The organism is Acinetobacter sp. CIP 101934, assembly GCF_000369585.1.
GTDB classification, from domain to species: Bacteria; Pseudomonadota; Gammaproteobacteria; order Pseudomonadales; family Moraxellaceae; genus Acinetobacter; species Acinetobacter schindleri.
Map to the genome: position 1 here is coordinate 1,315,857 of NZ_KB850094.1, position 10,689 is coordinate 1,326,545.

The 10,689-nt window shown below is 39.4% G+C and carries 8 protein-coding genes and 1 pseudogene; 5 read left to right on the forward strand and 4 right to left on the reverse strand.

What is annotated here, in order from left to right:
- Positions 1-2: 2 nt before the first annotated feature.
- On the forward strand, positions 3-1,019 hold the full coding sequence (gene tsaD, locus F899_RS06625; RefSeq protein WP_005221632.1) for a tRNA (adenosine(37)-N6)-threonylcarbamoyltransferase complex transferase subunit TsaD: 1,017 nt from the start codon (positions 3-5) through the stop codon (positions 1,017-1,019).
- 79 nt (positions 1,020-1,098) lie between these two features.
- Here tsaD and F899_RS06630 read toward each other — a convergent pair whose 3' ends face one another.
- Positions 1,099-2,448 carry a spinster family MFS transporter gene (locus F899_RS06630; protein WP_005221633.1) on the reverse strand — a complete coding sequence of 450 codons (1,350 nt, stop codon included), beginning with the start codon at positions 2,446-2,448 and terminating at the stop codon, positions 1,099-1,101.
- 281 nt (positions 2,449-2,729) lie between these two features.
- Here F899_RS06630 and F899_RS06635 point away from each other — a divergent pair, with 281 nt between their 5' ends.
- Together F899_RS06635 and F899_RS06640 are read left to right on the forward strand one after the other, a co-directional pair.
- Positions 2,730-3,455 (forward strand): TetR/AcrR family transcriptional regulator, encoded by a 726-nt coding sequence (locus F899_RS06635; RefSeq protein WP_005221635.1) that lies wholly within the window; start codon positions 2,730-2,732, stop codon positions 3,453-3,455.
- 156 nt (positions 3,456-3,611) lie between these two features.
- Positions 3,612-4,450 (forward strand): annotated as a pseudogene (locus F899_RS06640) (IS982 family transposase).
- A 54-nt stretch (positions 4,451-4,504) separates the two neighbouring features.
- Here F899_RS06640 and F899_RS06645 read toward each other — a convergent pair.
- The 3 genes from F899_RS06645 to F899_RS06655 form a co-directional block, all read right to left on the reverse strand.
- A complete protein-coding gene (locus F899_RS06645; RefSeq protein ID WP_005221639.1) occupies positions 4,505-5,569 on the reverse strand; it encodes a hypothetical protein in 1,065 nt (354 codons plus the stop codon).
- A 206-nt stretch (positions 5,570-5,775) separates the two neighbouring features.
- Positions 5,776-6,708: an IS5 family transposase gene (locus F899_RS06650; RefSeq protein ID WP_004815731.1), complete on the reverse strand. Its 933-nt coding sequence runs from the start codon at positions 6,706-6,708 to the stop codon at positions 5,776-5,778.
- Between the two features lie 430 nt (positions 6,709-7,138).
- Positions 7,139-8,014 carry an ATP-binding protein gene (locus tag F899_RS06655; protein WP_005221643.1) on the reverse strand — a complete coding sequence of 292 codons (876 nt, stop codon included), beginning with the start codon at positions 8,012-8,014 and terminating at the stop codon, positions 7,139-7,141.
- 191 nt (positions 8,015-8,205) lie between these two features.
- Here F899_RS06655 and F899_RS06660 point away from each other — a divergent pair, with 191 nt between their 5' ends.
- A complete protein-coding gene (locus tag F899_RS06660) occupies positions 8,206-9,723 on the forward strand; it encodes a DUF3336 domain-containing protein (RefSeq protein ID WP_005221645.1) in 1,518 nt (505 codons plus the stop codon).
- Positions 9,724-9,805: 82 nt separating this feature from the next.
- Positions 9,806-10,516 (forward strand): protein kinase domain-containing protein, encoded by a 711-nt coding sequence (locus F899_RS06665; protein WP_228127791.1) that lies wholly within the window; start codon positions 9,806-9,808, stop codon positions 10,514-10,516.
- Positions 10,517-10,689: the final 173 nt, after the last annotated feature.

Consider the following 10,689-nt stretch of genomic DNA (forward strand, 5'->3'; position numbering starts at 1 on the left):
TAATGATCGTTTTAGGCTTAGAAACATCGTGTGATGAGACAGGACTCGCGCTTTATGATAGCGAACTGGGTTTACGCGGCCAGGTTCTGTACAGCCAGATTAAACTGCATGCCGAGTATGGTGGTGTAGTTCCTGAACTGGCTTCGCGTGACCATGTGCGTAAGTTAATTCCGCTCATGAATCAGCTGCTTGAACAGAGTGGTGTGAAAAAATCTGAAATTGATGCAGTGGCATATACCCGTGGACCGGGGCTGATGGGTGCGTTAATGACCGGTGCTTTGTTTGGCCGTACCTTGGCTTTTGCGTTGAATAAACCAGCCATTGGTGTACATCATATGGAAGGTCATATGCTGGCACCATTACTTTCGGCAACGCCACCGGAATTTCCGTTCGTGGCTCTTTTGGTGTCAGGTGGCCACTCGCAATTGATGGCCGCTTATGGCATTGGTCAATATGAGCTCCTTGGCGAGTCGATTGATGATGCGGCTGGTGAAGCTTTTGATAAAGTCGCGAAAATGATGGGCTTGCCATATCCAGGTGGTCCGAATATTTCCAAACTGGCTGAACAGGGCGATCCGAATGCATTTGCTTTTCCACGTCCAATGCTGCATCAAGGTTTAGAATTTTCATTCAGTGGTTTGAAAACTGCGGTTTCTGTGCAAATGAAGAAATTGGGTGATGAAAATCGTGATGCCGATATCGCAGCCAGTTTCCAGGAAGCGATTGTCGATACCTTGGGAAAAAAATCAGTTAAAGCTCTTAAACAAACCGGTTTAAAACGTCTGGTGATTGCGGGTGGTGTCAGCGCCAACAAGCGTTTACGTGAACGCCTAGAGGCTGACTTGGCGAAAATAAAAGCAACTGTGTACTATGCAGAACCGGCTTTATGTACCGATAATGGTGCAATGATTGCCTTTGCAGGTTATCAACGTCTGAAAGCCGGGCAGCAGGACGGGTTGGCTGTAACAACGACACCACGTTGGCCAATGACCGAGTTGACGGATCCAGCTCAAGTTTAAGTTAAAAAAATGCCAATCATTAAGATTGGCATTTTTTTAAGCATTGTTTAAGTATTCAATAATCTATCTTAAATAAACTTCAGCTATTGCTACGTTGAGCATCTTTAATAAAGGTACGTGAACTCAAATAGATGAAAATTGCTGTAAAGAAGAACGCAACAGGGATAACAAATAATGCGCTATGTAAACCTATAGCTTTAAAATGTTCAGTCATAATCATTGAATTTGACGCCAACATTGCAGCTTGAGAAAAATGGTCAGACAATGCGCCCACGACGATTGGACCAAAAGCACCGCCCAAAATATACATGCAGGCAAAATAGAGCGCCATGGCTGTTGCGCGTAAATTAGGTTCGACGACATCCTGAATTGCAGGGTAAACGGTCGTGTAATAGTTATATGAAGCCAACCAACCTACGCTGAGTAAGATGACAACAGCAGTAAGGGAGTCGTTGCCAAGATATAGAGCAATTGCAATACTAAAGGCTGAAATTAATAAACAGATAGCACCAAATACCAGGCGACCACGTGCGAAACGCTGATGAATTTTATCGGCAATTACACCCCCTACAGTTAAACCAATGAGTCCAGTAATTCCGACAATACACCCCGTGGTAACGGCTGACTGAGTCAGGCTTAAACCAAAGTAACGCTGAAATAAGGGGACAAAAAATGAGTTGCCTGCATACACTGCAAAATTGACGCTGAGACCAGATAAAATAATCCAGCGTAGGGTTTTAATTTTCAAAAGTGTACGAATAGGTTGATGAACGGTTTTTGCAACATAGTGTTCACCTTCACTCGCACCGCGTGGTGGTTCTTTGATTATGAAGAAGAAAATAGCCAATAAAAAACCAGGTATTGCGGCAACAATAAAGGGTGCACGCCAACTGTCAAATGCCTCTGCAATTGCACCGACTGTAAAAAAGGCTAAGATTAAACCTAAAGGTAATCCCAACATAAAAATGCCCATGGCACGTGCACGTTTTTCGGCAGGGAACAAATCACCGATGAGGGAGTTGGCTGCAGGTGCATAACTTGCTTCACCAATTCCGACCCCCATTCGTACCAAGAAGAAAGACACGAAATTCCATGCGGCAGCATTAAGAGCAGTGAAACCACTCCATGCCATTAAGCCCCATCCGATAATTTTTTTACGCGAGCCTTTATCGGCTAATCGACCAAAGGGGAGTCCTGCAATTGCATAAACTAAAGTAAATGATGCTGCAACAAAGCCCAGTTGTAAGTCACTTAGATTAAATTCAAAACGCAGTGGTTCAATAATGATAGCAGGGATTGTGCGATCAAAAAAATTCAGCATATTGGCCAGAAATAATAACAATAAAATTTTCCATTTGTTATAAGTTACGGCATTGGCGGGGGTTGGTGATACGGCTTTGACCGTATCAATAAAGTGTTCCTTACTCATATCATTACATCCTCATGATGTTGCTTTAAGCATTTTTTTGTGTTGCTGATCAATAATTGGATATCTTGTTGTTTTTAGGTTTTTTTAAACGATATATTAATTATTTAATCCTATATTTTTCATATAAACACAAACGTACTTATAGAGACAAGTATTTTTTACTTTTATGTTTTTGAGAAAATGAGCAGTACAATGAATTTTTTTAGAAAATTTAGATTACGATGTTTCTATATATTTAAATAATAAAATCAATATGATTAACTTGACGGAATATCTATACGATGGAATTGAATCTGTATGAGCAGAACTGGTTAAAGAAAGGCGGAGAATTTGAAGAGAATTCAGTCCAACTTCGTCGCAAGTTGCCAAGAGGAACCAATCATCTTCCACCCGAACTGGTTTTACAGTCACAAAAAGAACGTTTGATTGAAGCTGTGGCTCTGTGTATTCATCAAAAAGGATATGCTGCGACCAGTGTCAAAGATATTATTCAGCAGGCGAGTGTATCGCGGACAACATTTTATAAATTATTTACCGACAAAGAAGCCTGTTATTTTTACTGTTTTAAAAAGCTCAGCTCTTTACACTTAAAATTACTTGTCCAGACTTATAGTGATTATCAAACAGACATTCGGCGGGCATTTGAAGTCTCGACATTGGCATTCATACAACAACTTACAGTCAATAAAATTTATGCCAGCGCTTTTTTTGCTTTGGCTCCTTATAGTACTTTGAGCGTAGTGGCAGAGTTAAATGTCGTTAAAGCACATTATGTGAGTTTATTGGTGTATTGGTTTTCTATTCTGCCGAGCCAAATTATTCGACCTATATTGCCACAAGATGTCTTTAAAATTGTGATAGAGGGTATTTTTTCTTATATTCGGCAATGGATAATCCAAGGGCAGGAGCAAAGTACTGAAAATGTCCACCATCATGTTTGTTATGTGATTTTTTCAACATTAGGGTTGAATGATTGGGCAAAACAACATTTAGACAAATTAATTTAAGTCCTGATGTATCCTAGGATGGCTCACCCCCATATATTGAAATTGAGCCAATTATTTCAGGAGAAATAACCCCAATCGTGGATGAGAAATTAACCTGAAAACAGAAGGAGTAAAGCCCTCAGTTAAGTTACTACACCAAACCCTGCTCTAGTCCTAATATTTAATAGTACCGAATTATTCTGTCTAATTGATGATTTCTTTCTTAAATTTGAAGCAACTTATTGGCAATTCCTTAAGTAAAGCCAGCGGTTCTCAAGAGTCAGAACAGCTCACTTGAGTATTTCAGAAATCATCTTTATTGCTATTTGGTATAAATACTTTCATTTCAAAGCATTTTTCTCATGGTTGAAACAGGATAAGAGACATTTATTTAAAAGTTTACCTTGTTGCCAAAGGGTGAGCCATCTGATCAATATCAATTGGCCCTGCAAGCTTTATCTGTAGCTTTAACGAAAGATCAACATAGCCAATATTTGCAGATTGATTCAACCAATTTAGCTGTCTATAAAAATCAACGGATTCAACGCTATAAATCATTAGCTAGAATTGCTTCTCGTGGTAAAAGCTCAATGGGATGGTTTTATAGCTGCAAATTACATATTGCGATGAATCAATTTGGTGAAATCGCTTGTTCTACCTCATCCAGTGGGTATGTTGCTGACATCAAAATAGTTGAAAAACTGGTTAAAGAGAGGGAAGCAAAGTTGTATGGAGATCGTGGCTACATAAGCCAAGAATTGAAGAATAGATTAAAAGACCAGGGGATTGATTTAATTACCTATCACCGAAAAAATATGCAGTCTATACAGCTTTGCGAATCAGCTGAATATCCCTTACAACGGTGTAATAAAATAGAAACCTTATTCAGTCTATTGAAAGGTCAATACAATTTGGTGACAAGCAGATCTAGAAGTATTTTAGGCTTTTTGAGTGGGATTTATGCATCATTATGTGCCTACCAATTAACTCATCAAAATAAGCTGCAAATTACTTGATAAAATAAGCCGACAATTCAAATTATGGAATCATCGGCTTAAACAAGAGTTGGATTATTTACCAATAATATTGGACCAAAGAATATCATCTACTTTTTCATTAGTGAGATACACTCCAGCTTTCAATGACTGCGGGGAGTCTTGGCTAATCCTGGTGATTAGCTGCGAGTTAAATAAGCCTTTTTGATGCGTTATGCTGACACTACCTTGCTCAGGCAAATGATGATAATTATTTGCCACTGTTTCCTTCATGATAAATGGAGTAGAACCTGTATCGAAACTAAAGGTATATCTGAAAGTGGCGTCTAAAGGTTGACCGATCACAGTACCCTTTGAATTTAAGGTTCGTATACCATGACTATCGTTGCCAAAGTCATCAACTAAACTAAAGGAATAATCTTTTAATTGTAGATATTCTCGGCTTTCAGCATTATAAACATCACCTTCTGGCAACTTATTGCTATCTGTTTTTACACGCTGGAAGCTCAGGTTGGAAATATCATAATTACGCTCTCGACCTGTGTCTGATTTAGAAGACGTATATTGAATCGAGCCAGAGATCAAGTATTGATCTTTCAAACTAAAATCCAAGTTATGGCCATAGCGTACATTGTCAAAAGAAACGGTGGTTGTATTGCCATTAGTAATTTGTGTGATTTTAGAACCTGCTACAAATGTTTTATCCAGAACAATACAAGTTGCTTTGTTCGGCTTTAAGGTTAGTGTCTTGGTATTACCATTTGTTGTAACTTCAGCACATGTTAAATTACCAATCTTGATACTGCTTACTCCAAGATTATAAATCTGCACAGCACGTCCTGTACGACCAAGGGGATAATCAGCAAAAATTTCTCCCACCATATGGGCTAAGGCTTCATTATAGTTATGTGCAAGTTCGCTGGTACCTTCCTGGCCGGTAAGTTTATCTTTGATTTTATCAAGTAAGTCATATTCAGTGAAAGGAACAAAGTCATCAGGTATTTCTGGTGAAATTGCTTCTGGTAAATTTTCTGGCAAGTTGGCTGCTGGTGTCTTATTGCTACTGCTTCCACCGCCGCCGCATGCAATTAATAGAGTACTTAACAGTGCTACGCCACTCATTTTGAATCGAAGTGTCATGATTATTCCCTCAATATCTATTTTAAAATTTATGTAAATAGATGGTATTTTTCTTAATATCTCACTTTTAAGACATAGTGGTTTTTTAAATTCTAAAGTAACAACTACATCTCAAAGTCATGGAAATTATGCATGATTATTGTAGGTTTACAATGGCTTTGTTGCATAAAGATTTTAAAGAAAGAGCTTTCCTAAGTTGTTTAAATTTAAGTGACAACTTGGGTGTGAGGTCGGCCGAGCTCCGTAAACTTATTTAAGATGGCCACACGTGCATGCATCTCGTTGACTTGGCTATCAAAATTCCGAGCACTGAGCTTATCGCCTAATAATTTGATGCAGTGCATCTTGGTTTCTACCAGACTTCGCTGATGGTAGCCCGACCATTTTTTCCATAGTGTCCTGCCTAAACGTTTAACAGTGCGAAGTAATTCATTTCGCTCTAGCGAATGAACTTTTGTATCTTTCCAAGGCTTCGCATTTTTTCTGGGTGGAATAATCGCATGGGCATTTCGATCTGTGATCAACTGGCGACACCGCTTTGTGTCATAAGCACCATCGGTATAAACGGAGTCAATATGCTCATCTTGAGGAATCTGATCGAGTAAATCACCAAGTACTTGTGAATCACTGACATTATTTGTCGTAAGCTGAACGGCACGTATTTGCAGTGTTTCAGCATCTATACCAATATGCAGTTTACGCCATTGCCGACGGTATTCAGGCTGATGCTTCTTACGCTTCCATTCGCCTTCACCTAAAAATTTTAAACCCGTAGAGTCGACGAGTAGGTGTAACCCATCACGACTTTTCTGGTAGCTAATTTGAATATCAATATACTTTTGTCTTCTACAAAGCGTCGTGAAGTCTGGTGCTGTCCAATCTAATCCGCAAAGTTTAATTAAGCTTTGAACAAAACCAGTAACCATGCGTAAAGTGAGTCTAAATAGAGATTTGATCATCAAACAGCATTGAATCGCTATGTCGGAGTAGGTTTGACTTCGACCTTGTTTGCCTTGAGGTTCTGCATACCATTGTGTTTTTGGATCGAACCAAATGGCAATATTCCCACGATTAATGAGAGCTCGGTTATATGCGGGCCAATTGGTTGTGCGGTAGATTTTGTGTGTAGGCTTCTTCATTTGGAAATTATATTGCCGAAGGAGTCCTTAAGAACAGCTTTGTGCAACAAAGCCGTTTACAATTTTGGATAATTAGGATGAAAAGAGTTAATCTTTTGATTGTTAATAAGATTAACTTTATGAAATAATTTTTTTATTTAGAGTAAATACTCTAAATATTTTTAATAAACAATTACCTAAGTGCTCATATCTACTTTAGACGTAAAATGAATTTATTAATAATTTGAAAAAGTTAGTAGAGAAATAATGGTAAAATTCAATGTATTTATTTGTTTTATTGTGTAAGTTTATAAAGTGTGTTTAAAAGATAAAAAAATCATAAAATTATTTTATATTTGAATGATTTTTGTAATTATTTTAAAGCTCAGTTTTGTTGAAAATATTTACATAGTGAAACAAAACCGAGCTGATATTTTTTTAATTAGGTCAATTAATTTAAAGTTTTAAGCTGCTGCGAACCAATCCAGTGCTTCGAAAACTGATAAGCGGAACGACCTGAACGTTGACCTCGACCCTGGCACCAACGCAAAGCTTCAGCACGGGCTTCTGTAGTCAATTCCATTTTCGCCTTCTCAAGGTAGTGCTCTACAATTTCCAGATAAAGATTTTGATCCATCGGATAGAAAGATAGCCACATACCAAAACGGTCTGATAAAGAAATTTTCTCTTCGATCGCTTCTTGAGGATGTAATTCAGTATATTGCGGCACATCAACTCGGGTAACGGGCGTATTTTCATGCATGAATTCGGGTAATAAATGACGACGGTTACTGGTCGCATAAATCACAAAATTGCTGGAACCGGACTGTAAAGAACCATCCAGAACACTCTTTAAACTGCGATAATTTTCATCTTCGGCATTAAAGGCCAGATCATCACAGTAGACAATGAACTTCTCTGGACGCTCTGCAATGAGTTGCTGAATTTGAGGCAGATCGGATAAATCATCCCGTTCGATTTCAATTAATCGTAACCCTTGATCTGCATACTCGGTGAGTAGGGCACGAACAATGGAGGATTTACCCGTACCGCGTGAACCGGTGAGCAGTACATCATTGGCAGGCAGGTTATTTAGAAACTGTAAGGTATTCTGAATCACTTTCTCTTTTTGCTTTTCAATTCCTTTCAAATCAGCCAGTTGAATCGATCTCAGCTTATGAATTGGTTTGAGTTGGCCATCTTGCCATTTGTAGGCATAAGCAGAGAAATCCGGTACGGTTTTAACTTCCGGCAGGCTTTGCTGAAGCTGCTGAAGCACAGTAGAAAGGGCATTTAAAATATGGTCGGGTAAATCAATTGTAGCCATGATCTCAGATTACGCATTTAAATTATGCTCATGATACTACCATTGCAAAAAAAGCAGTCAAAGCTAGAAAAATGTTATAATTTGCCCAAGAAAGGAGATTTTTCGCTATTGTCCCGCACGTATGATCTGCTTAATTTAAGTATGTGACAGATCTTGTAGCAGCAAAAATAAACATAAGGATCACGCATAGCATGTTGTTAACAGATTTTACTCATCAGATTAATCCTCATCAGGCTTATCGCATCAAGAAATTAAAGCAACAATTGCAGACTGCGGAAACTTATGAGGAGTGGAAATGCATTGCGTTAAAACTGGATGAAGAATCAGGTGCGCAGGAATGGAAGCTTGATAACTCTTCCGATTATTTTGATGCAGAAGTGATCTCGCATCGTCTGGGTAAGCTTCGACGATACCGCCTACAAAAGCGTACTCGTGATCTGATACATATCTTGCGAGAAGGGCTCAGTTATGACATTGCCAATATCGCGCATCCTTTATTATTTATAGAAACTTATGTTGGCACTAAAAAAATTATTGAAGATTATGTTGAAGAAGTAAGTAAAGGACTGGCTTATATCGCTTCGCAAGAATGCGAATGTCTGACGCTTGAAGAAAAAATAGAATATTTTGAACGTTGCCAACGTGCTTATGGTCAGCCAGCGCTGATGTTTTCTGGCGGTTCAACGCTGGGATTATTTCATACCGGTGTGTGTAAGGCGTTAATGGAACAGGATCTGATGCCAAAAGTAGTATCCGGCTCGAGTGCAGGTGCCATCATGACGGCCATGTTGGGGGTGTCGAAACCATCTGAATATCCAGATATTCTTCAGGGACATAATTTCTTTAATGAGGCCTTTCATTTTCGGAATTTTCGTGAGTTGATGAAGGGTAATGGCGGTCTGGCAGATGTGAAATACCTAAAAAAATTTCTGATTGAAAATTTAGGTAATCTCACTTTTGATGAAGCCCTTAAAAAATCAGGCTTACATATTAATGTCGCCGTTGCACCTTATGATGCGACTCAAGATGCACGGATTATGAATGCTTATACTGCACCGGATTTATTGGTCTGGAGCGCGGTACTCGCATCCTGTGCTGTACCGATTCTATTTCCACCTGTGCGCCTGACCAGTAAGCGCGATGATGGCAAATTTACACCCTATATGTCCTCGACACGTTGGGTCGATGGTAGTGTACGCAGTGATTTTCCACAGGAGAAAATGGCACGGCTGTACAATATTAACTATACCATCGCCAGTCAGGTAAACCCGCACATTGTGCCTTTCATGCAGGACGATGCAGCCCGATTCCGTAAGGATATGCTGAGCTGGCCACAACGAATTGCACGACGCCAAGGCAAGGTGTTTGCCAAAGGCATGATGGACTTTACCCGTGAGCGGGTGGGAAGTGTACCGCCTGTACGCCGTTTGCTGGATCATGGTTATGGTGTAGTCGATCAGCGTTATTATGGTGATGTGAATATTGTCGGCAAATATGGTCTGCGTCATTATACTTATATGTTGCAAAACCCGCGGCCACACCTGTTTAAAATCCTGCAACGTGAAGGCGAACGTGCCACCTGGCCGAAAATTTCCATGATTGAAACCCAGGAGCGGGTAGGGAAAACCATACAGCATTGTTTGGAACTTTTAACCTATCAACATGCACCTGAACAGCAGAAAGAAGAATATATTCCAGTTGATATCTAGTCATGACTTAAACCAGATAAAATTTGAACTCAACACAAAGCCGCGAAGTCTGGCTTTTGGCCGTCGGCTATATAAAGGCAGTTTGGATGGAGAAATTTACTGGCTTAAGGTGCAAGCGAAAAACTCAACTGTATATAGTCAGCGTAGTTTTGAAAATGAATTCGGTTTTTATCAGCATTTATCTAATAATTCACTAGCCAAATTTCTGGCGCCGCATTTACTGATTAATTCAGAGATCACTATTGGGGGTGAAACTTTTCAGCAGGGCATCTTGCTACAGGATTGTCCTTCTCATTTTGCGATTGATCCGGCTGATTTAAGCGTGTCTGAGATTCAGAAACATTTGCTTACAGCCTTGGATGCTGTGATGCAGTTATATCAATATGGTTATCTCCATCATGATTTAAAAGCAGAGCATTTTGTCCAGTGCAGCGGGCGGGTCTGTCTGATTGATTTTGAACAGGCATATCGAATCTCGGATGAATCACCTCCAACATTAGATGCAACACCACGTTATATGGCGCCAGAATTATTTCATGCCGAAGCAAAAACGATTCAATCGGATATTTATGCATTAGGAATCATCTGGCTGGAATGGTTAAGTCAGAGACGACTTGGTGCTGGAAATTATGAAGATTGGGCCTATCTACACTGTCAACGATTGGAAATTAATCTTCCAGAAAAATTTAGGTCTTTTAAAACTGTGTTAAAAGGCATGCTTGCTCGGCATAAGTCGGCTAGGGTTGCTGATTTTGAAGAGATTAAAGCTGCTTTGTTAATTGTAATCGACTGATAAAGATACAAAAATCAATACTTTGTTTTTTATTTAATCAAATGATAAGCGTTTTATGAAAAAGTTCTTGTCAGGCTAAAATGATCTCTATAATATACACAGCCATCGGGGACGTGGCGAAATTGGTAGACGCACTGGATTTAGGTTCCAGCGCCGCGAGGTGTGAGAGTTCG

Bases quoted from the DNA above. Each gene is read 5' to 3' on its own strand.
- tsaD (WP_005221632.1), top strand. From the start codon at position 3: ATGATCGTTTTAGGCTTAGAAACATCGTGTGATGAGACAGGACTCGCG.
- F899_RS06635 (WP_005221635.1), top strand. From the start codon at position 2,730: ATGGAATTGAATCTGTATGAGCAGAACTGGTTAAAGAAAGGCGGAGAA.
- F899_RS06655 (WP_005221643.1), bottom strand. From the start codon at position 8,014: ATGGCTACAATTGATTTACCCGACCATATTTTAAATGCCCTTTCTACT.
- F899_RS06650 (WP_004815731.1), bottom strand. From the start codon at position 6,708: ATGAAGAAGCCTACACACAAAATCTACCGCACAACCAATTGGCCCGCA.
- F899_RS06660 (WP_005221645.1), top strand. From the start codon at position 8,206: ATGTTGTTAACAGATTTTACTCATCAGATTAATCCTCATCAGGCTTAT.
- F899_RS06630 (WP_005221633.1), bottom strand. From the start codon at position 2,448: ATGAGTAAGGAACACTTTATTGATACGGTCAAAGCCGTATCACCAACC.
- F899_RS06645 (WP_005221639.1), bottom strand. From the start codon at position 5,569: ATGACACTTCGATTCAAAATGAGTGGCGTAGCACTGTTAAGTACTCTA.